Raw genomic sequence first — 26,388 nt, forward strand, 5'->3', positions numbered from 1 at the left:
AGGCGCCATGGGGCCGAACTCCGCCGCGCGCTACAATTCCGCCTCTAATGCATGCAATACGCGAGTGAGGGCGCGAATGAGCACACCGGCTTCCCAACTTCCTGCAGCACGCGCGGATGCATCACCGCTGCGTTTCGTTACCGCGGCCAGCCTGTTCGACGGCCACGATGCAGCGATCAACATCATGCGCCGCCTGATCCAGGGACAGGGCGCCGAAGTAATCCACCTGGGCCACAACCGCAGCGTCGAGGACGTGGTGCGCGCCGCGTTGCAGGAGGATGCCGACGGCATCGCCCTGTCCAGCTACCAGGGCGGCCACGTCGAGTACTTCAAGTACATGGTCGACATGCTCAAGGAGCGCGGCGCCAGCCACATCCGCGTGTTCGGCGGCGGCGGTGGCACCATCACCCCCGAGGAAATCGCCGAACTGCAGGCCTACGGCGTCGAACGCATCTACCACCCCAACGACGGCATGAAGATGGGGCTGGTGGAGATGATCGAGGATGTGGTCGCGCGCGCCGAAGGCGCGCGGGAATCGGAAATCGGGAATCGGGAATCGCAGAAAGCGCAGGCCGAAGGCGCCGAGAACGAGGCCGCGGTCGGCCGGATGCTCAGTGCCATCGAAGACGGAGAATTTTCGGAGGCCGAACTGGACAAGCTGCGCAAGCAGTGGGCGGCGGGCCGCGCTTCCGATTCCCCATTCTCCAATCCCCATTCCCTCCGGCGCGCAGCGCCGGTAATAGGCATCACTGGCACCGGCGGCGCCGGCAAGTCATCGGTGACCGACGAACTGATGAACCGGTTCCTGTCCAGCTTCCCGCAGATGCGGATGGCGGTGATTTCGGTCGATCCGACCCGCCGCCGCACCGGTGGCGCGCTGCTGGGCGATCGCATCCGCATGAACTCGCTGCGCAGCGAACGCATCTACATGCGTTCGATGGCGACCCGCCGGCAGAACGTGGCGACCAACGCGGTGCTGAAGGATTGCATCGCCTACCTGAAGTCGCTGGGTTTCGATCTGATCATCGTCGAGACGGCCGGCATCGGCCAGAGCGATTCGGAAATCGTCGATCTGGTCGATTTCCCGATGTACGTGATGACCAGCGACTACGGCGCGGCCAGCCAGCTGGAGAAGATCGACATGCTCGACTTCGCCGAACTGGTGGTGCTGAACAAGTACGACAAACGCGGCGCCGAGGACGCGCTGCGCGACGTGCGCAAGCAGTGGAAGCGCAACCGGGTGGCGTTCCAGACGCCCGATGCGGAAGTGCCGGTGTATCCGACCATCGCCAGCCAGTTCAACGATCCCGGCATCAGCTGGATGTTCGCCAACCTGTGCCGCCTTCTGCGCGGGAAGTTGCACCTGCCGGCGGAGAAATGGACGCCGGATATCGACACCGAATTGAAGGAGCCGCGCGCGACCGTGCTGATTCCCGGTGCGCGCGTGCGCTATCTGGCCGAGATCGCAGAGCAGGGCCGCGGCATCAACCGTCGCATCGAGAGCGAGGCCGAAACCGCCAGCCGCGCACAGTCGTACTGGCAGTCGCTGCGCGATCTTGACGACCCGGCACTCCCCAAGGCGCTGGATCTGTATGCCGCCGAAGATCTCCTTCCCCCGCTTGCGGGGGAAGGTGCCCGAAGGGCGGATGGGGGCAGGACGGGTGACACCGACCCCCACTCCAACCCTCCCCCGCGGGCGGGGGAGGGGGCAGGTCAAGTCGACCGCTCCCTGCTGACCCTGCGTCAGCGCTACCAGGACGCCGTGCAGTCACTGTCCAGCGACGCGCTGAAGCTGCTGCGCGAGTGGCCGGCGCGCCTGAAGGCGGCGACCGACGAGGTCAACGAGTACGAGGTGCGCGGCAAGACCATCCGCATCGAGAACTACCGCGAGTCGCTCAGCCACCAGAAGATCCCCAAGATCGCCGCGCCGAAGTACCGCGGCTGGGGCGAACTGCTGACCTTCCTGCAGAAGGAAAACCTGCCGGGCAGCTATCCGTACACCGGCGGCGTGTATCCGTACCGCCGCACCGGCGAGGATCCGATCCGCATGTTCGCCGGCGAAGGCACGCCGGAGCGGACCAACCGCCGCTTCCACTACCTGAGCCTGGGCCAGCCGGCCGCGCGCCTGTCCACCGCTTTCGACAGCGTCACGCTGTACGGCGAGGATCCGGCGCCGCGTCCAGACATCTACGGCAAGATCGGCAACTCCGGCGTCAACATCCCCACGCTGGACGACATGAAGAAGCTGTACTCCGGCTTCGACCTGTGCGCGCCGACCACCTCGGTGTCGATGACCATCAACGGCCCGGCGCCGATCATCCTGGCGATGTTCATGAACACCGCCATCGACCAGCAGGTGGAGAAGTACCTGAAGGCCGACGCCGGCCGCTGGGCGGCCGCGCAGAAGAAGCTGGACGAACTGTTCGCGGGCCGCGAGCGTCCGCGCTATTCCGGCGAACTGCCTGCCGGCAACGACGGACTCGGCCTGGGCCTGCTGGGCGTGACCGGCGATCAACTGGTGGACGCGGACACCTACGCGCGGATCAAGGCCGAGACCCTGAAGACCGTGCGCGGCACCGTGCAGGCCGACATCCTCAAGGAGGACCAGGCGCAGAATACCTGCATCTTCAGCACCGAGTTCGCCCTGCGCATGATGGGCGACATCCAGCAGTACTTCGTCGACAACGGCGTGCGCAACTTCTACTCGGTGTCGATTTCCGGCTACCACATCGCCGAGGCGGGAGCGAACCCGATCTCGCAGCTGGCCTTCACCCTGTCCAACGGCTTCACCATCGTCGAGTACTACCTGGCGCGCGGGATGAAGATCGACGACTTCGCGCCCAACCTGTCGTTCTTCTTCAGCAACGGCATGGATCCGGAGTACACCGTGATTGGCCGCGTCGCGCGGCGCATCTGGGCACGCGCGATGCGCGAGCGCTATGGCGCCAACGAACGCAGCCAGATGATGAAGTACCACATCCAGACCTCGGGCCGTTCGCTGCATGCCCAGGAAATCCAGTTCAACGACATCCGTACCACGCTGCAGGCGCTGTACGCGCTGTTCGACAACTGCAACAGCCTGCACACCAATGCGTACGACGAGGCGATCACCACGCCGACCGAGGAAAGCGTGCGCCGCGCGGTCGCGATCCAGATGATCATCAACAAGGAACTGGGCCTCAACTTCAACGAGAACCCGTGGCAGGGCAGCTTTGCGGTCGAATACCTGACCGACATCGTCGAGGAAGCGGTCTACAAGGAGTTCGAGGCGATCAGCGAGCGCGGCGGCGTGCTCGGCGCGATGGACACCATGTACCAGCGCGGCAAGATCCAGGAAGAGTCGTTGTACTACGAGCACAAGAAGCACGACGGCAGCCTGCCGCTGGTGGGCGTCAATACCTTCCTGCCGAAGGAACACGGCGGCGAGATCGCCACCGAGATCGAGCTGATCCGTTCGACCGAGGAAGAGAAGGGCCAGCAGATCACCAACGTGCGCGCCTGGCAGTCCTCGCGCAACGGCCTGGCGCCGGAAGGCGAGACTGACCACGCCCATTCCACCGCGCTGGAGGAACATGCCGAAGCCGAGCCACACGACGGCCACGGCCTGGCCTACCTGCAGAAGGCGGCACGGGACCGCCGCAACGTGTTCGTGGCGTTGGTGGACGCGGTCAAGACCCACAGCCTGGGCCAGATCAGCCATGCCTTGTATGACGTGGGCGGGGAGTACCGTCGCAACATGTGAGGGCGGAAGGCCGCCGCCGAGCGGCCTTCCAGACGCTCCTGCGATGGGCGATGAAATCCGATGACGCCCGGCGGGCGTGTTTGCCGGTAGAGGAAATGCAGGCCAGTGGTGGCCTGCACCACCCCTATCGAGGAGACACCCCATGCGCAAGTTCATCATCCACTCCACCTCCGTTGCCGGCCTGTTGCTGCTGGCCGGCGCCGCCCTGGCCGGCGGTCCGATCAATCCGCCGCCCGCTTCCTGCGCGGTGGATGAGGTCTACAAGTGCGAAACCATCGGCGGCCAGAAGTACTGCAAATGCGCCAAGCGCGATCTGTCGGCGGCGCCGCAGCGCAATGACGAGCCGCGCCGGCTGAAGGGCAAGCCGCAGCACCTGGTCAATCATGGCGCCGGTGCGACCGGGCAGACCCCGGCGGCGCCGCAGCGGGAACCGCGCAAGTCCGATCAGCGTTGACAGTCGGGCGGGAGAGGGCGCATACGCGCCCTCAGTCCCGCCGATGCGTCGCCGATTGCTGTCCGGGCGATGCGGGGCTGCTACATCATCAGGCAGTCGAGCCCGTCCAGCGTGATGTGGATGAGCAGGCCGACACCGAACCAGCGGGTCCGGCGCGGTATCGTCAGCGCACCGTAGAACGGCATCGCCGGCCAGGTATGCAGCGGGTGGAAACCCAGGCTGCAACGTCCGGGTGCGTAGATCGGATCGGCCAGCAGGTGGTCCAGATCGATGATCCAGCCGGCCAGCATCCAGGCGGCGGCGCGTTTCCATTCCTTTGGCCAGAACAGGCGCGCGGTGGCGACGGGCACCAGCACGTGCAGCAGCAGGTGGATGGCCGGACGCAGTTCGATGTCGGACAAGGGCGTCTCCGGCACCCTCAGCGCCGCGTCGCCAGCCAGCGATCCAACTGGTTGGCGAACGCCTGCCGATCGCGGGCATTGAAGGCCGCCGGTCCGCCGGTCTGGACGCCGGCGCCGCGCAGTTCATCCATGAAGTTCCGCATGGACAGCCGTTCGGCGATGTTATCGGCGGTGTAGCGATCACCGCGCGGGTTGATGGCCTGTGCGCCGTTGGCCAGCACCCGCGCCGCCAGCGGGATGTCCTGGGTCACCACCAGATCGCCGGCCCGCGCGCGTTCGGCGATGGCATCATCGGCCACGTCGAAGCCTCCCTGCACCTGCAGCGCGCGGATGTGGCGGGAGGGGGGCGTGCGCAGCCACTGGTTGGCGACCAGGGTGACCTGGACCTGTGCGCGTTCGGCCGCGCGGAACAGGATTTCCTTGACCGGCCCGGGGCAGGCGTCGGCATCCACCCAGATCTGCGGGGCGGGAGCGGGGGAATCGTCCATCAGGGAGGTGTCACGTGCGGCATGTCACGGACGGCACGGGACGTGAAAGCAGGCGGAAGATGCAGGTGGGAATCAGGGAATCTAGTCACGGGCGGGGAATGGGCCGGAATGGGCGGGGAAATGGGGGGGGCGGGCCACACACGATAGCCGTTTCCGCCAGGTCGAGCCCGCTGGCACTGGCAACCGGGGCTTTACGCAATGTGTGGAAGGGTGTCGATTTCCGGCGGCCCGGTTCGTCGCTTGGATACACGCCCATTCCGCAGGAGCCAACGCATGTCCCTCGTGAAACCCATCACCCCGCATCTCTGGTTCGATACCCAGGCCCGGGAGGCCTCCGAATTCTACTGTTCGCTGTTTCCCGATTCGCAGGTCGATTCCATCGTCCGGTTGCGCGACACGCCCTCCGGCGACTGCGACGTGGTGTCGTTCACGCTGGCCGGCCAGCCGTTCATGGCGATCAGCGCCGGGCCCGTGTTCACCTTCAATCCCTCGATCTCTTTCCTGGTCCATTTCGACCCCGCGCGCGACGAGGATGCACGCGAGCAACTGGATGCGATGTGGGCGAAGCTAATCGATGGCGGACAGGCGCTGATGCCGCTGGATGCGTATCCCTTCAGCGAGCGCTACGGCTGGGTGCAGGACCGCTACGGCCTGTCCTGGCAACTGATGCTCAACTCGCCGGGCACACCGCCGCGGCCGCGCATCGTGCCGGTGCTGATGTTCACCGGTGAGGTGTACGGCAAGGCCGAGGAGGCGGCGGAATTCTACCGTTCGGTATTCGACGATTCCGAAGCCGGGCACATGGCCCGCTACGCGGAAGACACCGCCAGCGATCGCGCCGGCACGGTCATGTTCTCGGACTTCCGCCTGGGCAATACCTGGATGGCGGCGATGGACAGTGGCCATCCACACGGCTTCGCCTTCAACGAGGCCATCTCCTTCCTGGTGACCTGCCGCGATCAGGCCGAAATCGATCGCTATTGGACGCAGCTGTCGTCGGTGCCGGAGTCCGAGCAGTGCGGCTGGTGCAAGGACCGCTTCGGGCTGTCCTGGCAGATTTCGCCGCAAGTGCTGGATGAGTTGATGACCTCGGGCGACGAGGCGCTGGTGGGACGGATCACGCACGCCTTCCTGGACATGCACAAGCTCGATGTCGCGAAGATTGAAGCCGCGGCGCGGGAGAAATAGCCCGCGGCAAGTAAAACGGGGCGGTCCAGGACCGCCCCGAGCCTGTTGCGCAGCGCGCCTAGGGACGTTTCCTGTAGGTAATCTCCATCATCTTGGCCTCCTTGCCGTCCGGGCCCGGCGCATACATCTCGAACACCTCTGTGCTCTTGTCTGACCAGCGTGTGGTCATGCGCGAGGTCACCGGCTTCTTGCTGACCGGGTCGTGATAGGTACCGGTGTAGGTGCAGGCCATGCTGGCATCGCAGGTGCCTTCGCTGACCATCAGCCCGGTGCTCATGCTGTCGTTCCAGGTCGACCAGTGCTTGCCGGTGACGTTGTCGAACCCATGCAGCCCCTGGCCGGTGAACGGCTGGCCCATCATCTGCGAGTTCACTTCCTCGACCAGCACGCGGTCGCCGAGGATCATCTTGCGGGTCGCGGTACCCGTATCGGTGGTGGGCGGGGTGTCGGGGGCGTGCCAGCTCTTGATGGTCAAATCGTAGTTGCCGGCCAGCGACGCCAGCTTGCGGTGCTCGGCGCCGGGCGTGCCGGCCTTCTGGAAGGCTTCCATCATCGCCTTCATTTCGGGCGTCATGGACGGTGCCTTGTTGTCCTGCGCCTCGGCCGAGGCGACCGGTAGCAGGCAGGCGAGGGCAAGGGGGAGAACGGAACTGCACTTCATGGCAGGACCTCCGGGGACATGGCCAGGTTGCGGTGGGCATGGGGGTGCGCCGTATTTGCACCAGTCCGCGCTCAGCCCGCGTGAAGGAATCCCGCCGCCGGTCGGGCAGGACCCGGCCACTGGCCCCGTCGACGAAACCGGACCCGCCTCGGCACCCCTGTTAAAGTGCTGTTCTTTTCCGCTTCCGCCCGTCGCATCCGCATGAACACGACCGACCGCTTCCATCCCATTGGCACCCCCGGCCTGCCTTGGGGCGCCGCCGAGAAAGCCGAGTGGCGTGCCCGCCAGACCGTCCAGCGCAGCTACGCCGCCGACGTGCTGACGGTCATCGAGCGCTTGCGCGCGCGGTTCGACGTGGAACAGTACGGTGAGCTGGACTACGGCGCGGACGGCCGCTACCCGCTGTTCGCCGTGCGCAGCCGCGACTGGAATCCGGCGCTGCCGATCATGCTGGTGACCGGCGGTGTGCATGGTTACGAGACCAGCGGCGTGCACGGCGCACTGCAGTTCCTCGAACAGCGTGCGGCGGACTATGCCGGCCGGGCCAACCTGCTGGTGACGCCGTGCATCAGTCCGTGGGGCTACGAGCGCGTCCATCGCTGGAACGCCGACGCGCTGGATCCGAACCGCTCCTTCCGGGAAAACAGCCCGGCGCAGGAATCGGCCGCGTTGATCCGGCTGGTCGCGCCGATCCGCGATCTGGCGCGGATGCATATCGATCTGCACGAGACCACCGATACCGACGAGAGCGAGTTCCGCCCGGCCCTGGCGGCGCGCGACGGCAAGCCGTTCGAGCCGGGCGAGATTCCCGACGGGTTCTACCTGGTCGACGACAGCGAGAACCCGCAGCCCGATTTCCAGCGCGCGGTGATCGCGGCGGTGGAGCAGGTCACCCACATCGCGCCCGCCGACGCCAGCGGCGAGATCATTGGCTCACCGGTGGTAGCCCCCGGCGTCATCGAGTACGCGTTCAAGCCGCTGGGCCTGTGTGCCGGCGTGACCAACGCGCGCTACACCACCACCACCGAGGTCTACCCGGACAGCCCCAAGGCGACTCCCGCGCAATGCAACGACGCCCAGGTGGCGGCGGTGTGCGCGGCCATCGACTATGCGCTGGCGCATGCTTGAAGGTTTCGGCGTCAGGCCCCATTTCGCTCCGTGAAAGGCATTCGGGGACGGCAGGTGTAACCTCCGTCCGGTGATAGGCGTGAGGACAGGACCATGGCAACCGGTTGGGCCGGCGACGGCGCCGTACAGGATCAGATCGACGCGACCGTGAAGGACGCGATTGCGCGCGCGCGTCGCAATCTGCCGACCGGTCCCAGCCTCACCCATTGCGAAGAATGCGACGCGCCGATTCCGCCCGCGCGGCAGAAGGCCGTGCCCGGCGTGCGCCTGTGCGTGGCCTGCCAGGAGGCGGCCGATCGGGAGCAGGATCAGACGCAGATGTACAACCGGCGCGGGAGCAAGGACAGCCAGTTGCGTTGAAGTACGCAGCCAGACGTCAGGACGGAGCGCATCAACGCGCAGAGGTGTCCGGCGCCTCGTCCCCATCATCCTCGTCTTCCGGACCGACCCACCAGTTCCAGCCTTCCTGATGCTCGGGAACCGGGCATTCACGTGCTTCGATGGCAGCGACCGAGCGGCCGGATCCCTGCGCCATCCAGCCCCGCAGCAGCGTTTCGACCGAATGACGGCTCTGGGCGGCGATACCGAGACTGCGCTCGAGCTGCCAATCGTCGCTGGTGTCGTCCTGTTCGGAATGGAGATGGGGAGTCCCATAGCTGCAACGCATGCAGTAGTTGCGGATGCTGCTGGTCCAGTCTTCCGTGTAACCGATACCGGGGGCGGCCGCTTCAAGCAGTGCCATCACATCGTCCGGTCCCGGACTGGAAACGAACACCACGAAAGTCTGGAACTCGGAAACAACCAGCCGTTCGAGTTCGTTGAACACCGGTACGTCCCGCTCTCCGTCGAAACGACGACCGGTTGCCGCGCCATCATGGAGCACGATATCGCCGAAGCGATGTCCGCTTTCGGGCAGTGGGACGTTGAGCAGCCGGGCGCGGACCGGGTCGATACGTTGCACGAATACCGTTTCACCTGCATCCCAGGGGTTCAGGCGGACCACTGCCACCCCATGATTGCCTTCAATGGGGCCGTCGCCCTCCTGAACGCGGACACCGCAGGCCGCCCACAGGCGGCGGGCCTGTGTCCATTCGCCCAGCGCGGTGGCGGCGATGGCGGCGTTCCAATGCTCCGCCTCGTCCATCTCGTCGGATAACTCGATCGCGCGCAGGTTGTGGTGCAGCGATACCGGCCAGTCCATCAGGTACTTGTGTGCGAGGCCGCGCATGTAGTGGTAGTGGGAGCGATCAGGGCAGTGCATGAGCAAGCGCTCGAATGCGGACGAGGCTTCACGCAGATCCCCACGGTGCATGGCGTCGTATGCCCGCGCATGCAGGGTGGCGAGTGTTTCCTGGGAAGTTTCGGTCATTTCCGCCGCGATGTGGAATGTCCATTGCATTATGCATGTCGACAACCCGGACGGATTGCATCCTGGGGACGTCACGACGATCATCTCCTGACTGGATGATCATGGCGCATCCGGACGAGATTCAGGAATCGAGAGGATTGGGAGACCGTGGCAAGTAATCAGGGTGATCTTTTCGGCGATCCATTACCGCCATTGCATCGCCTGTTCTTCGCACTCCTGCCATCAGCGTCGGAGCGCGCGCAAGTCGCGGGCATGGCCGACGCATTGCGCGCCAGCCACCCGCATACGCGGTGGGTAAATCCGGAACGCTACCATCTGACCCTTCACTACCTGGGCGAGAGCAGCGGTCCCCGGGAAGATTGGATGGCACGGGCGCGGGAAGCCGCGGAAGGGTTCAATGGCGAGGCATTCCATCTGCAACTGGATCATCTCCTCCCGCTGGGCAATCCGCGGCGGCCGGCGCTCACGCTGGCGGCCTCGTCTTCCCCGGCGGAGTTGATCGGTTTCTGGCGTGGCCTGCAGGAGCGCCTGATCCGGGCCGGCTTCAAGGATCACGTCGGCAGGAGCTTCATGCCGCACCTGACCCTGGGCTACAGCGAGCCGCAGCCCGAAACGCCGGCGGTCGCGCCGATTGACCTGGCTCCCACCGGATTCGTGCTGGTCCAGAGTATCGAGGGGCGGGCGGATTACAGCTTTCTTGGCCACTGGCGTCTCGGCACAGGCTGAATCCCTAACGCTTCAGCGCGGCTGCGGACCGAAGATACTCGGTTCACGCGGCCGCCGCAGTCGCTCCAGCTTGGCTTGGTACTGGGCGCGTGTCGCCCCCTCGCTCAACTCTTGGGCACGGGCGAGGGCATGGCCCGCGCGCCGCGCCTTGCCCAGATGCAGGTACGCCCGCGCCAACCCTAGATAGAACCTGTGTTCGCTGCCGAACAGCCGGATCGCGCGCTGGTAATAACTGATCGCGCCCTCGTAGTCGCCCGAACGCTCGTGTTGGAGGGCGAGCAGGAACTGATCGAATGGATCGTGCGCACGGACCCGCTCCAACCGCCGCTGCAGCGGCTTGGCCTCGGCAATGCGGCCGCTGCGGTTGTAGAACGTCACCAGGTTGAATAGCGCGGACGAATAGTTCTCGTTCAATGTCAGGGCGTGCAGGTAGGCGCGTTCGGCGCCCGCCGAGTCACCCCGCCGGAGCGCCGCCACGCCGGTGTTGTTCCAGAACGCCGGGTATCCGGGGCTGAGCGCACGGGCGCGGGCAAGGTATGCCTGCGCGCTGGCGGCATGGCCGGCGCTCAGGAGATCCACCGCGCGGTTGTTGTAGAACATCGCGAACAGGTGTGTGTCGGGAATCGCCTCGGGCTGCTGTCGCGCGATGACCTGATCCCAGGCCACGTCCACGCTGAAGCGTTGGCGCCCGATGCGGATGCCGGCATTGACATGGTTGTTGCGATAGACGGTGTTGCCCTCCTGGTACCAGGTCAGCACGTCCTCGATTTCCTGCGCGTAGGCCTGCAGTCCGTCCGCGCGCGCCAGTGCCACCACCATCAGGGTGAAGCTCAGGCAGTTCGCGCGCCCGGTCTGGTACGTCTGGCGGACGGTGTAGTTGGCACCGTTCTGGTACTGCAAACCCAGGCCGCCTTCCTTCGAGAACAGGAAATCGACCAGCCGGTTGAGTCGCGCGGAGGATTGGGCGTCGCCCGCCTGTGCCATCCATTGCCGGAACCGGTCCTGCAGTTCCGGGGGCACGGCCATGATTTCTTCGACCGTGGGCAGGTCGGAAGGAACCTGCGCATCCGGCAGCGGCGGCTGCGGCGAAAGCGCCAGGGCGGCGGCGAGCAACCACGTGGCCATACGCGTACCTCCACGTCTTCGGCCAAACTCCGGTCGCCGCCAGTCTATTCCTTTCCGGGCCGGGTGGAGTGAAAACGATGGGCGGGAAAGACAAGACGGAAGCGGGGATTACAAGACCTCCCGGACGTGGATCGTGGCAAGCTGCGCGGATGAAAATCGAAGCCGCCACCAACGCCGATCTGCCTCGCCTGCTCGAAGTCTGGGAATCCGCCGTCCGCGCCACCCACCACTTCCTGGAGGAGGCCGACATTCAGATGTTCCGGCCGCTGGTGCGTGACGGCTATCTCCCTTCCGCCGAGCGTCTGGCGGTGGCGCGGGCCGCCGACGGCCTGCCGTGCGGATTCGTCGGCGTGGAGGCTGGCAAGGTGGAGATGCTGTTCGTCGATCCGGTCCATCACGGGACCGGGGCCGGCAAGGCGTTGCTCCGGCATGCGATTGAAAGCTGGGGCGCGAGCCGGGTGGACGTGAACGAACAGAACCCGGGGGCGGTGGGTTTTTACCTGCACATGGGCTTCGAGCTGGAATCGCGGTCCGAGCGGGACGGACTGGGCAAACCGTTCCCGCTGTTGCACCTGAGGCTGTCCGAAGGCGCCCCGATGGCGCGGCGGCAGGCGCCATGAACGAAACCCAGTGGCTGGTTGTTCCCTGTCCGGACTGCGGGGCGATGAACCGGCTGCCGCCGGAACGGCTCGGCCAGTCGCCCGGTTGCGGGCGCTGCCACCAGCCGCTGTTCCGCGGACGGCCGCTGGCGCTGACCACCGGCGATTTCGACCGCCACGCGCTGCGCAGCGAGCTCCCGCTGCTGGTGGACTTCTGGGCGCCGTGGTGCGGCCCATGCCTGGCGATGGCGCCGCAGTTCGAGGCCGCGGCGCAAGTGCTCGAGCCGGAGATGCGCCTGGCCAAGGTGGACACCGAAGCGGAGACCGCGCTGGCCGCCCGCTACGGCATCCGCGGCATTCCGACCCTGGTCCTGATTCGCGCGGGGCGAGAACTGGGCCGTCAGTCCGGGGCGCTTTCGCGCGATCAGATCGTGGCGTGGGCCCGCCGCGTACTGGCCGGGGCCTGATCCGCGTCCGCCATGACTTCAGTCGGATACCGCTGGTCCGGACGGGCGTGCCACTATCGGCGGTTGTCGTGGCGCTCGCCACGCCCCGAACGGAGCCGAGACGCTGATGAAGTCCTCCCGCCTGATGCTTGCCCTGTCCCTGAGCCTGTCCGCGTCCGCCCTGGCCCAGCAGCCCGACATCACCGACCTGACCCGTGACTCCGGGGTGCCGCGCGCGCCTGAACAGGAGGCGGTCGTGTTCGAGCATGCGGACCTGAGCTTCAAGGTCGTGCCGGCGGAAAAGGCCATCCAGGGCGACGCCCGGCTGACCTTCCGGGCCAGGTCGCCGATCCAGCGGGTCGTCCTGGACCTGGACCGCAACCTGGCCATCAGCCGGGTCGAGGCCGACGGCGCCGTCCTGCCGGCCAGCGCCTGGCGCAACCCGGAAGGGCGGATGACCATCGATCTGCCCGCGCCGGTGGCGGCGGAGCGGCAGGTGAAGGTCCGCATCGTCTACGGCGGCAAGCCGCACGTGGCCAAGCGCGCGCCCTGGGACGGCGGCTTTGTCTGGGCGACCGCCCCGACCGGTGAACCCTGGGTCGCCTCGGCGGTGCAGGGCGAGGGCTGCGACCTGTTCTGGCCCTGCATCGATCACCCGCAAGGCGAGCCGCTGGTCGTGGACCAGCACATTACCGTGCCGGCGCCGCTGGTCGCGGCCGGCAACGGCATCGCCCTGGGCATGCAGGAAAAGGACGGCTGGCGCACCTACCACTGGCGCGCACGCGACCCCAACACCTATGCCATCGCCCTGAACATCGGTCCCTACGAGGAGATGAAGGGCGAATACCGCAGCCGCTTCGGCAACACCATTCCGCTGCACTTCTGGTACCTGAAGGGGCGCGAGGAAAAGGCGCGCGGCCTGTTCGCCGAGTTCCCGCAGGTGCTGGACTTCTTCGAGCGCAACATCGGCCCGTATCCGTTCGGCGACGAGAAGATGGGCGTGGTCGAAACCCCGCACCTGGGCATGGAACACCAGACCATCAATGCCTACGGCAACGACTACAAGAAAGACAAGTACGGCTACGACTGGCTGTTGCAGCACGAGTTCGCCCACGAGTGGTTCGGCAACCAGCTGACCAACGTGGACTGGGACGACATGTGGCTGCACGAGGGCTTCGGCAGCTACATGCAGCCGCTCTACCTGCAGTACCTGCGCGGCGAGATGGAGTACCACGCCGCGCTGCTGGATCAGCGCGCCGGGCTGGTCAACAAGTATCCCATCGTGTCCGGCAAGAGCCAGACCGAGAAGACCGTCTACGACCGCGAACACGGCCCCGGCCTGGACATCTACTACAAGGGCTCGCTGATGCTGCACATGCTGCGCGGGCTGATCGGCGACAAGGCCTTCTTCGCCAGCATCCGCCAGGCGGTGTATGGCACCGACACGCCGCAGCCGGGCAATTTCAAGCCGCGCTACGTCTCCACCCGCGACTACATCGATATCGTCCGCAAGGTGACCGGCCGCGACTATGGCTGGTTCTTCGACGTCTACCTCTACCGCGCCGCGCTGCCGGAACTGGTCGTCGAACGCGACGCCAGCGGCCTGGACCTGCGCTGGAAAACCCCGGACGACCTGCCATTCCCGGTGCCGGTGGAGGTCCGCGTCGGCGGGGTCGACGGCAAGGTCCAGACCGTGGCCATGGCCAACGGCCGGGGCCGGTTGGCGCTGGCCGAAGGGGAGACCTATACCCTGGACCCGGCTTCGCGCCTGCTGCGGGCGTTGCCGCATATCGTGGAGTACCAGCAGGACGCCGCGGCCCGGCGCAAGGCGGCGGAGGAGGCGGCCAAGGAAAAGGCACGCTGAGGGGAGCGGAAGCCGGCGGCCGTCTCGATGCTGTCACGGCATTTTTTTGCATTGCGGCGGCTGGACCGTTAGATTTCGCTCTTTGAAACCTTCGGCGGCGCGATGGACGTGCGGGGAAGCCTGGTCTGCGTGGGAACGGGGATGATGCTGGGGGCCCATATCTGCCCCCGCGCACGCGGCCACATTGAACAGGCGGACGTGGTCTTTCTTGCCGTTTCCGATCCCCTCGTCGAGTTGTGGGTGCAGGGGATGAATGCCGATGTCCGCAGCCTGCAACCGCTGTATGCGGAGGGCAAGTCACGTCGCGATACCTATGGGGAAATGGTGGAATCGATGCTGGTGGAAGTCCGCGCCGGAAAGCACGTCTGCGGTGCGTTCTACGGCCATCCCGGCGTATTCGCGCTGGCGCCGCATCTGGCGATAGAGCGGGCCCGCGAGGAAGGATTCGAAGCGAGCATGGAGCCCGGCGTTTCGGCGGAAGACTGTCTCTATGCCGACCTGGGCATCGATCCGGGCACCTATGGCTGCCAGCATTACGAAGCCAGCCAGTTCATGCTCTACCAGCGGCGCATCGATCCCTCCGCATATCTGATCCTCTGGCAGGTCGGCCTGGCTGGCGACCGAAGCCTGCGGCGATTCAGTACCTCGTCCGCCGAACGGCAGTTGCTGGTCGACCTGCTGGCGCAGGATTATCCGTTGGATCATCCGGTGATCGCCTATGAAGCGGCTACCTTGCCGATCACGCAACCGCGCCAGGAGCGGTTCCCGCTGTCGGCCTTGCCGACGATGGAATTGAACCTGCAAACCACTCTGGTCGTGCCTCCGGCATGCCCGATGCAGCCCAACCAGGATTTGCGCCAAAAGCTCGAATTGCTGGGAACCGTGGCCAACCGCGCCGCGGCTTCCTTCCACCACCAACCGCAGAGGACGCATCATGTCAAACGCAATACGTTTTCTTGAATCACTGGGGCAGAACCCGGCACTGTCGCGCTTGTCGGCCGAACAGCTGCAGGAAATGATCGATTCGCTCGAGTTGAGCGGCAACGAAAGCGACGCCCTGCGCCGCCAGGACGCGGCCGCGCTAGCCGACGCGCTGGAAAAGCGCGCCCCGTTGTACTGCATCCTCTGGGAGCCTGGCCAGGAGCCGAGTCCGCTGGATACCCCGGACGACACGGAACCGCTGCGCGATCCGACTCCGGATGGCGACGCGCCGGAAGAGGAATAAGGTCGGCACGGTGGGCGGGCGCGCGACGATCCGAAGCATCCTGCAATGCGGGGTGCTGTCGTTCGCCTTGTGCCTGCCCGTTCTGGCCATGGCGGCGGCGTCTCCCGGGCTGGAGACGCTGCTGCAGCAGGCCGAGGAGGCGCGGAGTTCGGATCCGCATCGCTTCCAGCGGCTGCTGGGTGAGCTTGAACAGCACATCGATCGCGCCGACAAGGCCCAGCGGGAACAAATCGAGTATCTGCGCGCCTACGGCTTCAGCTTTCGCGGACACTATGACGAGGCCATACGGCACGCACGCGCGCTGATGGCATCCTCGACCAATCCCGAGATCCAGTTCCGTGCGGGCGCGCTGATAGTCAACACCCACGCCCTGCGCCGCCAGTTCACGGACGGGTTGCGCCAGTTGGAGCAGACCCTGACCTTGGTGGACAAGATCCAATCGGCCAAGTTGCGTCATCACGGCCTGGGCGTGGCGTCTTATCTCTACAACCAGGTCGGCCAGTACCGCCTGGGCCTGCGCTACGCGGATCGGATCCTGGAAGAGGAGCCGGACGCGCGCACTTTGTGTTTCGCCAACCAGGCCCGGTTCGATTCACTCTACAACCTGGGTGAACTGCCTTCCGATGACGACGTCGTCGTCGAAGCGATCAACCAGTGCGACGCGTCCCACGAGACGGTCACCGCCAATGGAATCCGGCTGATCCTCGCCAAGAAATGGGCGGAATCCAACCGCCGCAAGCAGGCCATTGCCCTGATGGACGGGCACCTGAAGGAAATCGAGGAAACCGGCTATACCCACCTGATAGCGCAGGTCAAGGCATTCCTGGCCGAACTGCTGCTGGACGCGGGGGAATACGCCGCGGCGGAAACCTATGCGAACGAGAGCCTGGCCCAGAATACGCCGGGCAGCACGTCGTCGCTGGCCAGCGCCTACAAGACCATGTACCAGATTGCCGAGGCTCGCAAGGATTCGGAGACGGCGCTGGTCTATTACCGACGTTATGCCGAAGCCGATCGGGCCTATCTGAACGAAGTCAAGGCGCGCGAGCTCGCGTATCAGATGGTCCGCCAGGAGATTCTCGAAAAATCCCAGCAGATCCAGCGACTGGATAGCCAGAACCAGTTGCTCAAGCTCCAGCGCAAGGTGGAGAAACAGGCGGGACAGAACACCCGGTTGATTATCATCCTGCTGGTCGTGTTGCTGGCGACCATCGCCTACTGGGCGTACAAGACCAAGCGCGTCCAGGTTTCACTGAAGCATCTTGCCGAGACGGATGCATTGACCGGCATCTGCAACCGTCACCACTTCACCCAGTCGGCAGGGCGGATGTTGAGCCAGTGCGAACGCAACGGAAAGGAAGTGGCGGTGATCATGTTCGATCTCGACCATTTCAAATCAATCAATGATCGGTTCGGCCACCCGGCCGGCGATTGGGTCCTCAAGCAGGTGGCGCAGGTATGCCAGTCGCTGTGCCGGCGCATCGATGTGTTGGGGCGCCTGGGCGGGGAAGAGTTCGCGATGCTGATGTACGGCTGCGATCTCCGTTCGGCGATCCGCCTGGCCGAGGACTGCCGGACGCGTATCGCTTCCATCGACACATCGGAGATCGGCCAGCGGATCCAGGTGACCGCGAGCTTCGGAGTCACCTCGACCGCCATGTCCGGCTACGTGCTCCAGCGCCTGCTCTCCGATGCGGACCGGATGCTCTACCAATCCAAGGCCCAGGGACGCAATCGGGTTACCGCGTTCAGGGCGGCTTCCCAGGATGATGGAGAGGTGTCCCAATCCGGGACGTCCTGGACCGAGATGGCCGAAACGCAGGGCGCGCGGCCAGGCTGAGCGACGGTGGCCCCTGAACGGGCTGCCCGATACCTGGGGAAGCCGATGCGATAAGATCGCTCGCAGGCGGGCTGGTCGGCGCGGGCCTCCAAAACGGGGGAAGTACACGTTCAATGCGGTTGGGTTTGTCTGCACTCACGCGGTATGGGCAGGTGATGGCTATCCTGGACACGGGGACGGGCCGTCGGGCCGTGGGCTGTCTTCGGGCCCTCTGCCTGTGCCTTGCCCTGCTGGCATCGATGAGTCTGGCCGCCGGTACGCCGAAGCCCGAGGTGACCGAACTGTTGGCGCAGGCCGAGTCGGTCCGCAGCGGGGATCCCGTGCGATTCGCCGAACTCATCGGCGAGCTGCAGGGCAGGCGGCAGGAGTTGCGAGGTCTCCAACAGGATCAATTGGCGTATCTCGAGGCGTACGGGATTGCCTTTTCCGGCAAGTACGAAGCGGCGATTCCGCGGTTGCAGAAGCTGATGGCGTCTTCGACCGACAGCGATACCCGCTTCCGGGCCGGCGCACTGCTGGTGAATCTTTACACCAAGAGCCGGCGATTCGCGGAGAGCCTGCGGCAGCTGGGCCGCCTGTTGCCCCAACTGGATCAAGTGCGTGATCCGCAGTTGCGCATCCATGCCCTGGTGGAGGCGTCCTATCTGCACAACGAGATTGGGCAGTACGCCCTTGGCATGCAGTATGCCGAGCGCATCCTTGCCAGCCAGCCGGACGCGCGGGCCCATTGCTTCGCCGAGTACCTCAAGTACGACGCGATGCTCAACCTGGCGACGCTGTCTCCCGACAGGATGGGCTCGCTGCAAGAGGCGATCGAGCAGTGCACGCAAGGTGGAGAGCGACTGCTCGCCAACCACATGCGCGTGATCCTGGCGAGAACGATGGCCGCGGAACGCAAGCGTCCCGAGGCCATCGCGCTGTTGCGTTCGCACATGGCGGAGGTCGAGTCGTTCCGGTACCCGTATCTGGCCGTGCTGGTCAAGGCGACGCTCGCTGATCTGCTGTTCGAGCGCGGTGACCTGCAGGCGTCGGAAACCTATGCTTCCGAAGCCATCACGCTCAGCGGAGCGGTTGGCACGAGCACCCAATCGCTGGTCGGCGCCTATCGCACGATGTACCGAATCGCCGAACGCAGGCGCGATACGGAAACGGCACTGGTCTATTACCGTCGCTATGCGGAAGCGGACAAGGCTTATCTCAACGAAATCAAGGCGCGCGAGCTGGCCTACCAGATCGTCCGCCAGGAAACCTTCGAGAAATCCGAGCAGATCCAGCGCCTGGGCAGCCAGAACCAGTTGCTGCAACTGCAGCGCAAGCTGGAGAGCAAGTCGGTCCAGAACACCCGCCTGGTGGTGGTGCTGTTGACCATGCTCCTGGCCAGCATCGGCTACTGGGCATATCGCACCAAGCGCACCCAGATGATGTTCAAGCGGCTGGCGCAGACCGACGCGCTGACCGGCATCGGCAATCGCAGCCATTTCAGCATCCAGTCCGAACGCCTGTTGGCCCAGTGTGCAAGGAACGACCAGGAAGTCGCGCTGGTCATGTTCGATCTGGATCACTTCAAGGCCATCAATGATCGCTACGGCCACGCCGCCGGCGATCAGGTACTGGTGCGGGTGGCCGAACTCTGCCGTGGACTGGACTACCGCAATGCGGTGGTTGGCCGGCTGGGCGGGGAAGAGTTCGCCCTGCTGCTGCCTGGCATGAGTCTGGCGCAGGCGGTCGAGGCGGCGGAGGATTGCCGCCAGCGCGTTACCCGCATCGATACTTCCGATACGGGTCATCGTTTTCTGGTCACCGCCAGCTTCGGCGTCACCACCACCGCGCTGGCCGGCTATCAACTCGCCCGCTTGTTTTCGCTCGCCGACCGCATGCTGTATCGGTCAAAGCATGACGGTCGCAATCAGGTCAGCGCCTACGAAGGTGGCTATTCGTTGCCCGAACGGCGGACGGTACCGGCGAGCGGCGAGACGGCACGCCGGGAAACACAGGAACAGGAAAGCTGAAAAGACGACACGGCGCGCATGGCTCCCCTCGACCTGCGCCTGCGTTAAGCTTCATCGGCGGCACGGCCTGTGCCGATGAATGAAGGAGCTTTCCCCATGATCCAGCGATTCGATGTCGGCCCCCGCATGTCGGAAATGGCCATCCACAACGGCGTGGTCTACCTGGCCGGCCAGATTGCCGACGATGCCAGCCAGGACATCCGTGGCCAGACCCGGCAGGTACTCGCTGCCGTCGACGCGCTGCTCGCGCAGGCCGGGACCGACAAGAGCAAGTTGCTGCGGGTGGAAATCTTCCTGAAGGACATGCTCGATTTCGAGGGCATGAACCAGGCCTGGGACGAGTGGGTGGTGCCCGGCCACACCCCGCCGCGCGCCACGGTCCAGGCCCGCCTGGCCAATGCCGAGTGGCGCATCGAGGTGTTGGTGACCGCCGCGGTCTGAGCCGTTGGAACGGCCCGCGTGGCGGGCCTTTGCGGGTCGGCGGGCAAAAATGTTTGACCTATCCGGCAGGCCCGATTAACATACGCGGCCCGAGATTCGGGCGGTTAGCTCAGCGGTAGAGCACTGCTTTCACACGGCAGGGGTCACAAGTTCGAACCTTGTACCGCCCACCAGTTGTACGCAAAGGCCCGGCGCAAGCCGGGCCTTTGCTTTTTCGCGTCCGGTTGGGCGCGTGCAGGACGGCTCGGCGCCAATCTCAAATCCTGCGACGGCGGTGGTTTGTGATGACGGCCTTTCTGGAGTCCGCCCATGTCCGTACCCGCCCGGCAAATCGCCCGTTCCCACCGTGACCTGCTGCCGGCCGGTACCACCGACGGCAGTCGCCTGTCCGAGCGGCTGGCGGCCAAGTATCCGGACCGGGTGACCGGGCAGCTGACCGTGCCCGGGCGCGAGGGGCGTTATGCGCCATTGCCGGCGGACCTGCCGGAAGGGCTGGCGCGTGCCTTGCGCAGCCGTGGCATCGAGCGCCTGTACGCGCACCAAGGCGAAGCCTGGGCGCATGCGGCGGCGGGTGAGCACCTGGTCATCGCCACGCCCACCGCGTCGGGCAAGTCGCTGTGCTACACGCTGCCGGTGGCGTCGGCGGTGATGGGCGGCGGCGCCAAGGCGCTGTACCTGTTTCCGACCAAGGCGCTGGCGCAGGACCAGGTCAGCGAGCTGCTGGAACTCAACGCCGCCGGCGATCTGGGCATCAAGGCCTTCACCTTCGACGGCGACACTCCGGGCGATGCGCGCCAGGCCATCCGCCTGCACGGCGACATCGTGGTCAGCAATCCCGACATGCTGCACCAAGCGATCCTGCCGCATCACACCAAGTGGGCGCAGTTCTTCGAGAACCTGCGCTATGTGGTCATCGATGAAGTCCATACCTACCGGGGCGTGTTCGGCTCGCACGTGGCCAACGTGCTGCGCCGCCTGCGCCGGGTGTGCGCGTTCTATGGCGCCTCGCCGCAGTTCATCCTGTGCTCGGCGACCATTGGCAATCCCAAGGCGCATGCCGAGGCGCTGCTGGAGGCTGACGTGCACGCCATCACCGAATCCGGTGCGCCCAGCGGCGACAAGCATGTGCTGCTGTGGAATCCGCCGGTGGTCAATCCGGATCTGGGCCTGCGCGCTTCGGCGCGCTCGCAAAGCAACCGCATCGCCCGGCTCGCGATCAAGGCCGGATTGAAGACGCTGGTGTTCGCCCAGTCGCGGACCATGGTGGAAGTGCTGACCAAGTACCTCAAGGACGTGTTCGATCACGACCCGCGCAAACCGGCGCGCATCCGCGCCTATCGCGGTGGCTACCTGCCGACCGAGCGCCGCCAGGCCGAGCGCGACATGCGCGATGGCCGCATCGACGGCATCGTCTCCACCTCGGCGCTGGAACTGGGCGTGGACATCGGCAGCCTCGATGCGGTGGTGCTGAACGGTTACCCCGGTTCGATTTCCGCCACCTGGCAGCGCTTCGGCCGCGCCGGGCGTCGCCAGCAACCCTCGCTGGGTGTGCTGGTGGCGAGTTCGCAGCCGCTGGATCAGTACGTGGTGCGGCATCCGGATTTCTTCGCCGACAGCCCGCCGGAACACGCGCGTATCGCGGCCGACCAGCCGATGATCCTGCTCGACCACATCCGTTGCGCGGCATTCGAGCTGCCGTTCCTGGCAGGCGAGCATTTCGGTCCGGTGGACCCGGCGCCATTCCTGGAACTGCTGAGCGAGGACAGCGTGATCCATCGCGAGGGCGATCGCTACGAATGGATCGCCGACAGCTATCCGGCCAACGCGGTCAGCCTGCGCGCGGTGGCGGACGGCAACTTCGTGGTCGTGGACCGCACCGACGGCCGCCAGGCCATCATCGCGGAAGTGGATTTCAGCGCCGCGCCGCTGACCCTCTATGAAGGCGCGATCCACATGATCCAGTCCACGCCCTACCAGGTCGAGCGGCTGGACTGGGAAGGCCGCAAGGCCTACGTCACCCGCACCCACGTGGATTACTACACCGACGCCATCGACTACACCAAGCTGAAGGTGCTGGAGCGTTTCGATGGTTGCCGCGCGGGGCAGGGCACCTGCCATCACGGCGAGGTGCATGTGGTCCGGCGCGTGGCCGGCTACAAGAAGATCCGCTACTACACCCACGAGAACATCGGCTACGGCCCGGTCAACCTGCCGGATCAGGAAATGCACACCACCAGCCTGTGGTGGCAGTTGCCGCCGGAGACCCTGCACGCGGGCTTCGCCTCGCGGCAGGAGGCGCTGGATGGTTTCCTCGGCGCGGCCAATGCGCTGCACATCGCCGCCACCGTGGCGGTGATGGCCGAAGGCCGGGATCTGCAGAAGGCGGTGGGCGATGGCGACGGCGCCTGGTTCGCGCTGCCTGACGCACAGGGCAGGGGACAACTGCGCGGCGGCGAAGGGCAATTGCTGTCGCCGCTGGAAGGCGATCGTTTCGTGCCCACGCTGTATCTGTACGACAACTACCCCGGCGGCATCGGCCTGAGCGAACCGCTGTGGCGCCGGCAGGTCGAACTGGTGCGGCGTGCGGGCGAATTGGTCGACGGTTGCGGCTGCCGCGCCGGTTGCCCGGCCTGCGTCGGCCCCATCCTGGCCGCGGACGAGACGGCGGAAGTCACCCCCAAGGTGCTGGCGCGACGCGTGCTGGAACTGCTGGCGGTTGCATGAGCACCGCGCTGGAACACCTGCGCCGGCTGCGGCAGCAGGCCGGACACGCCACGCCGGCGGCATCGCCGCCGGCGATGCGCGGCGCGGCAATCGACATGACCGCTTCGCTGCGGCGGATGCTGGGCGTGCGCACGCGTTCCGCGCCGCCTTCGCGTGCCGCCGCACACCAGCGCATCCTGCCGGGTGAGGAGATCGCCGATGGCCTGCATCTGATCGAGCGGATATTGCCGTGGCCGGTGATACCCGAGTCGTTCGACGGCGCGTTCGCGCGCGAGGATCTTCTTTCCGCCTCGCAGCTTCTTTTCTTCGATACCGAGACCACCGGACTGGCGGGCGGCACCGGCACCCGCGCCTTCATGATCGGCGCCTCGGATTTCGTTCCCGAAGGGCTGCGGGTGCGCCAGTTGCTGATCGCGCACCTGACCGCCGAGCGCGCCATGCTGGATACCTTCGCCGGTTGGCTGCGGCCCGACATACGGCTGGTCAGCTACAACGGGCGCTGCTACGACGCGCCCCTGCTGGTCACCCGCTACCGGCTGGCGCGTCGTCGCAATCCGCTGGAAGGGCTGGCCCACCTGGATCTGCTGTATCCCACCCGCCGGCGTTATCGAGGCGTCTGGGAAAACTGCCGCCTCGCCACCATCGAGCGGCGCGCGCTGGAGATCGTGCGCGAGGACGATCTGCCCGGCTCGGAAGCGCCCGCGGCCTGGTTGGGTTATCTGCGCGGCGGCTCGTCCGAACTGCTGCATCGGGTGGCCGCACACAACTTTCAGGACGTCGTCACGCTGGCCCGCCTGCTCGCGCACTTGTCTTCCGCCGGGCCGGTGGAAGGGCGTTCGCTGCCCGGAATCGCGCCAAAAATTTGACGAATTCCGACTGCGACGCGGCTCTGCCGGGGCGGTTGTGTGAAGGGCTGCGCAATATCGCGTGACAACCCTTCAGGAATGTCATCGCGCGGCCGAAAAATCGGTAGATTTTCGCGCGGGCGTGTATCCAGGGTTCGGATGCGCCACTGGACAATGGTTTGAAGGGGAAGTGCCTTGCGGATCCTGTATGTGGGCGACACCGCCTGTTTGCCCGATGATCTGAGCGACTACATCGGCGACATGGGCGACGAATGGAAGGTCGAGTTCGTTGCCGACGGCAACGCCGCCATGTTCGCGGTCGCCAATTCCCCGATTGACGTGTTGATCGTCGGCCCGGGCCTGCCCGACCTGCCGCCGGCCACGCTGCTCGGCCAGATTCGCACCCTGCGTCCGGAAACCATCCGCATCGCGCTGCTGGAAAACACCGAAGCCGGCGTGTCCCCGCCGATCAAGCTGATCGGCGTCGCCCATCGCTTCCTGCCGCTGCCCCTCTCTTCCGAGACCGTGCTGGAATCCATCCACAGCCTGGAAGAACTGCGCGATCTGCTGGACAGCCCGCGCCTGCGCCGCGTCATCGGTCGGGTCGAGCACCTGCCGTCGCCGCCGCACCTGTATTTCGCGCTGACCCGCGCACTGGAAGAAGACGACGGCGACAGCAACGACATCGCCCGCATCGTCTCCGGCGATCCGGCCATCGCCGCCAAGGTGTTGCAACTGTGCAATTCGGCCTATTTCTCCAACGGCCGCGCCATCACCGATCTGCGCGCCGCCGTCACCCGCCTGGGCCTGGCGACCCTGCGTGATCTGGTGCTGGCCAGCGAAGTGTTCTCAATCAAGACCGGCAGCAACGTCGATCGCCTGGCCCTGCAACAGCGCGCCCTGATCGCCTCGCGCCTGGCCGCGCGCATCCTGCCGAAAACCAGCGCCGAACTCGGCGCCACCGCCGCGCTGCTCGCCGACGTCGGCCTGCTGCTGCCCGGCGTGCGCGACGAACGCGAACCCGTCGCCGCCGAAGGCGACGAACGTCCCGGCCACACCGAAGCCGGCGCCTACCTGCTCGGCCTCTGGGGCCTGCCCATGCCCATCGTCGAAGCCGTCGCCTTCCACCGCCAACCGCAGCGCTCCAGCCTGCGCAGCTTCTGGGTCCCCGGCGCCGTGCACGTCGCCGGCGCGCTCGCCAGCAATGAGCAGGTCGACGAGGACTACCTCAAATCGCTCGGTGTGCTGCATCAACTCGCCGGCTGGCGGGAGATGGCGGACAGCCTGTTTGAGCGGGTGGCTAGCGCTGCTTGATACATCGGGCGTGCTCCAGTTGCCGCGATGGTGAGAAAATCGGACATGGGCACTTGGCGCCGCAATGGATTCGATTTCTTGCTGGGGGTATCCCGATGCTCTGTGCCTCTTGTATTCGATATCTCCGTGAAGCCCTGATGATCATAAGTCCGTAGACCACGACGTGACCTGAGTGTGACAAGCCTATTGGCTTTCCGCTAGCTCACTCTCGCTATCTCACGCTTTAGCGACCTGGCGTGAGTGCATCGCTGTGCGGTAATGCGAGTTACTTGACGGAGTATGGGACTCGCCTCCAACATCCGGTCACGGGGACCATCCTTCTTTAGGGTGGCAGGACATGACAAGGAAGGGGCGACGAAGGATGGGCGTTCTAGAACGGACGATGTGTGCGCTGGCATTGGGGGGACTGATCGCACCGGCAGTGCATGCACAGTCCAGCGTCACGATTTTCGATGAGTACAGCAAGCTCATTCAGAGCCGAGAGGTCGTTGGAGCGCTCGGAAATGACCTGTTTGGCGAGCAGGTGAGCATGTACTCCGGTTCACTGGAGTTCCAGCAGACCGACATCAGCCTGCCGGGCAACAATGCGTTGCCGATGGCTGTCGGCAGGCAGTTTTCGCCCAATCAGGACATGTATCCCGGTGGGCACTTCGGTGATTGGCAACTGGAAGTGCCGCGCATGCAAGCGGTGTTCGATTCCCAGCGTGCCTGGACCGTTCCGGTTGACGTAGGGCACCCAGCCTCTGACGCTTATCTGCGCTGCACGAACTTCGGCGCCCCTCCCGCGGCCACGGGTACCTCGGGCGGGGGAACGTTCGACGCCCAGGAATACTGGCAGGGCAACTTCCTCTATGTACCAGGCTCCGGCCAGCAGGAAGTACTGCGTCGCTCTGTCGCACCCGCGCCCACGGACGGAAAATCCTATCCGTTGGTGACGAAATCGGGATTCGCCGTGGGCTGCCTGGCGAACCTGGCACCGAACAGCATGGACCAGGGGGAGGGTTTCGAAGCGCTTTCACCGGATGGCATCCGCTATCGCTTTGATCATCTTGTCAAGCGCTACCACCCCGCGTTGACCAAATCCAACCCCGGACCCGTGACCGCGCGGGCCCCCATGGGCTACCTGCTCAGGCGACAGGAGGTATGGCTCCTGCCGACCTTGGTGACGGATCGTTTCGGCAATACCGTGACCTATCAGTGGAACGCCACGGATCCATGGCGTCTGGACAGCATCACGGCGTCAGATGGACGCCAGCTGATCTTCTCGTATCTTGAGGGAACCCACCAGATTGCTGCGATAAGCGACGGTACCCGTAGTTGGACCTACAACTACATCGCCTTGAATGGCACATCGACGCTGGAGTCGGTGACGTTGCCGGATGCAAGCAAGTGGACGTTTCAGCTGAACTCCATCCGGATGATGACGCCCTATGTCGAGGGAGGCAGTTGCGGTCACCCGGGAATGGCCAATTTTGGTCCGCGAATCGGAACCATCACGCATCCCAGCGGAGCGGTGGGTAGTTTCACCGTGGTCCCGATAACTTTCGGGCGTTCGTGGGTTCCGCTGGATTGCCGCGACATGGCCAGCGGCGGCGGTGGAGAAGGCGGCTCGCAGGGTTATAGCCGCATCCCGTCTGAACACATCGCGCCTGCGCTGTCCGAGAAGAAATTGTCAGGGCCTGGATTGCCGGTTACCGGCCTGGTCTGGAGCTACGCCTATGGCACCGCGAACGCGTGCTACGTGCCAGGCGGTACCTGGCCGGGGATTGGAGCCCGTTGCGCAGCCGATGCGCCGGTGA

At 65.5% G+C, this 26,388-nt stretch carries 22 protein-coding genes and 1 tRNA gene; 18 read left to right on the forward strand and 5 right to left on the reverse strand.

The genetic code is table 11. The features are described from left to right. Nucleotides 1-76: 76 nt before the first annotated feature. Together FG323_RS00650 and FG323_RS00655 are read left to right on the forward strand one after the other, a co-directional pair. Nucleotides 77-3,742, forward strand: a complete 3,666-nt coding sequence (locus tag FG323_RS00650) for a methylmalonyl-CoA mutase family protein (RefSeq protein ID WP_141452503.1) — start codon at nt 77-79, stop codon at nt 3,740-3,742. Between the two features lie 142 nt (nt 3,743-3,884). Beyond that, nucleotides 3,885-4,196 (forward strand): hypothetical protein, encoded by a 312-nt coding sequence (locus FG323_RS00655; RefSeq protein ID WP_141452504.1) that lies wholly within the window; start codon nt 3,885-3,887, stop codon nt 4,194-4,196. 80 nt (nt 4,197-4,276) lie between these two features. On the opposite strand, the gene FG323_RS00660 is transcribed toward FG323_RS00655, so the two are convergent. Together FG323_RS00660 and FG323_RS00665 are read right to left on the reverse strand one after the other, a co-directional pair. Continuing rightward, nucleotides 4,277-4,597, reverse strand: coding sequence for a DUF6122 family protein (locus FG323_RS00660; RefSeq protein ID WP_220094104.1), 321 nt, complete (start codon nt 4,595-4,597; stop codon nt 4,277-4,279). 17 nt (nt 4,598-4,614) lie between these two features. After that, nucleotides 4,615-5,085: a YaiI/YqxD family protein gene (locus FG323_RS00665; RefSeq protein ID WP_141452505.1), complete on the reverse strand. Its 471-nt coding sequence runs from the start codon at nt 5,083-5,085 to the stop codon at nt 4,615-4,617. A gap of 273 nt (nt 5,086-5,358) precedes the next feature. Here FG323_RS00665 and FG323_RS00670 point away from each other — a divergent pair, with 273 nt between their 5' ends. Continuing rightward, the gene (locus FG323_RS00670; protein ID WP_141452506.1) at nt 5,359-6,273 is read left to right on the forward strand and encodes a VOC family protein; all 915 of its coding nucleotides are present in this window, start codon (nt 5,359-5,361) and stop codon (nt 6,271-6,273) included. Nucleotides 6,274-6,331: 58 nt separating this feature from the next. Here the strand turns inward: FG323_RS00670 and FG323_RS00675 are convergent, their stop codons facing one another. Then, on the reverse strand, nt 6,332-6,934 hold the full coding sequence (locus tag FG323_RS00675) for a DUF1579 domain-containing protein (protein ID WP_181444036.1): 603 nt from the start codon (nt 6,932-6,934) through the stop codon (nt 6,332-6,334). Between the two features lie 201 nt (nt 6,935-7,135). Here FG323_RS00675 and FG323_RS00680 point away from each other — a divergent pair, with 201 nt between their 5' ends. Beyond that, complete coding sequence (locus tag FG323_RS00680; protein WP_141452508.1) at nt 7,136-8,062, forward strand: M14 family metallocarboxypeptidase; 927 nt, start codon at nt 7,136-7,138, stop codon at nt 8,060-8,062. Nucleotides 8,063-8,155: 93 nt separating this feature from the next. Beyond that, nucleotides 8,156-8,422 (forward strand): DksA/TraR family C4-type zinc finger protein, encoded by a 267-nt coding sequence (locus FG323_RS00685; protein ID WP_141452509.1) that lies wholly within the window; start codon nt 8,156-8,158, stop codon nt 8,420-8,422. A 31-nt stretch (nt 8,423-8,453) separates the two neighbouring features. Here FG323_RS00685 and FG323_RS00690 read toward each other — a convergent pair whose 3' ends face one another. Further along, nucleotides 8,454-9,461, reverse strand: coding sequence for a hypothetical protein (locus tag FG323_RS00690; protein WP_220094105.1), 1,008 nt, complete (start codon nt 9,459-9,461; stop codon nt 8,454-8,456). A 117-nt stretch (nt 9,462-9,578) separates the two neighbouring features. Between FG323_RS00690 and FG323_RS00695 the strand changes: the two genes are divergently transcribed. Next, a complete protein-coding gene (locus FG323_RS00695; RefSeq protein WP_141452510.1) occupies nt 9,579-10,157 on the forward strand; it encodes a 2'-5' RNA ligase family protein in 579 nt (192 codons plus the stop codon). Nucleotides 10,158-10,169: 12 nt separating this feature from the next. On the opposite strand, the gene FG323_RS00700 is transcribed toward FG323_RS00695, so the two are convergent. Beyond that, nucleotides 10,170-11,282: a tetratricopeptide repeat protein gene (locus FG323_RS00700; protein ID WP_141452511.1), complete on the reverse strand. Its 1,113-nt coding sequence runs from the start codon at nt 11,280-11,282 to the stop codon at nt 10,170-10,172. A gap of 77 nt (nt 11,283-11,359) precedes the next feature. Here FG323_RS00700 and FG323_RS00705 point away from each other — a divergent pair, with 77 nt between their 5' ends. From FG323_RS00705 to FG323_RS00760, 12 genes are all read left to right on the forward strand, one after another. Then, a complete protein-coding gene (locus FG323_RS00705) occupies nt 11,360-11,902 on the forward strand; it encodes a GNAT family N-acetyltransferase (protein ID WP_220094106.1) in 543 nt (180 codons plus the stop codon). Next, a complete protein-coding gene (trxC, locus tag FG323_RS00710; protein ID WP_141452513.1) occupies nt 11,899-12,348 on the forward strand; it encodes a thioredoxin TrxC in 450 nt (149 codons plus the stop codon). The genes FG323_RS00705 and trxC overlap by 4 nt, the downstream gene beginning before the upstream one ends. A gap of 106 nt (nt 12,349-12,454) precedes the next feature. Continuing rightward, on the forward strand, nt 12,455-14,191 hold the full coding sequence (locus FG323_RS00715) for a M1 family metallopeptidase (protein ID WP_141452514.1): 1,737 nt from the start codon (nt 12,455-12,457) through the stop codon (nt 14,189-14,191). A 102-nt stretch (nt 14,192-14,293) separates the two neighbouring features. Next, nucleotides 14,294-15,151, forward strand: coding sequence for an SAM-dependent methyltransferase (locus FG323_RS00720; protein WP_181444037.1), 858 nt, complete (start codon nt 14,294-14,296; stop codon nt 15,149-15,151). Further along, entirely contained in the window at nt 15,126-15,416 is a 291-nt protein-coding gene (locus FG323_RS00725; protein ID WP_141452515.1) for a hypothetical protein, read from the forward strand. The genes FG323_RS00720 and FG323_RS00725 overlap by 26 nt, the downstream gene beginning before the upstream one ends. A 52-nt stretch (nt 15,417-15,468) precedes the next feature. After that, on the forward strand, nt 15,469-17,256 hold the full coding sequence (locus FG323_RS00730) for a GGDEF domain-containing protein (RefSeq protein ID WP_181444038.1): 1,788 nt from the start codon (nt 15,469-15,471) through the stop codon (nt 17,254-17,256). A 272-nt stretch (nt 17,257-17,528) separates the two neighbouring features. Next, nucleotides 17,529-19,265: a GGDEF domain-containing protein gene (locus FG323_RS00735; RefSeq protein ID WP_181444039.1), complete on the forward strand. Its 1,737-nt coding sequence runs from the start codon at nt 17,529-17,531 to the stop codon at nt 19,263-19,265. A 96-nt stretch (nt 19,266-19,361) separates the two neighbouring features. After that, nucleotides 19,362-19,706, forward strand: coding sequence for a RidA family protein (locus FG323_RS00740; RefSeq protein ID WP_141452518.1), 345 nt, complete (start codon nt 19,362-19,364; stop codon nt 19,704-19,706). A gap of 98 nt (nt 19,707-19,804) precedes the next feature. Next, nucleotides 19,805-19,879 (forward strand) — tRNA-Val (locus FG323_RS00745). A 136-nt stretch (nt 19,880-20,015) separates the two neighbouring features. Beyond that, complete coding sequence (locus FG323_RS00750; protein WP_141452519.1) at nt 20,016-22,430, forward strand: DEAD/DEAH box helicase; 2,415 nt, start codon at nt 20,016-20,018, stop codon at nt 22,428-22,430. Further along, complete coding sequence (locus FG323_RS00755) at nt 22,427-23,296, forward strand: ribonuclease H-like domain-containing protein (protein ID WP_141452520.1); 870 nt, start codon at nt 22,427-22,429, stop codon at nt 23,294-23,296. The genes FG323_RS00750 and FG323_RS00755 overlap by 4 nt, the downstream gene beginning before the upstream one ends. Before the next feature lie 174 nt (nt 23,297-23,470). Next, nucleotides 23,471-24,589, forward strand: a complete 1,119-nt coding sequence (locus tag FG323_RS00760) for an HDOD domain-containing protein (RefSeq protein ID WP_255469963.1) — start codon at nt 23,471-23,473, stop codon at nt 24,587-24,589. The last annotated feature ends 1,799 nt before the right edge of the window (nt 24,590-26,388 follow it).

It is taken from the genome of Pseudoxanthomonas sp. z9 (assembly GCF_006542425.1).
Lineage (GTDB): Bacteria > Pseudomonadota > Gammaproteobacteria > Xanthomonadales > Xanthomonadaceae > Pseudoxanthomonas_A.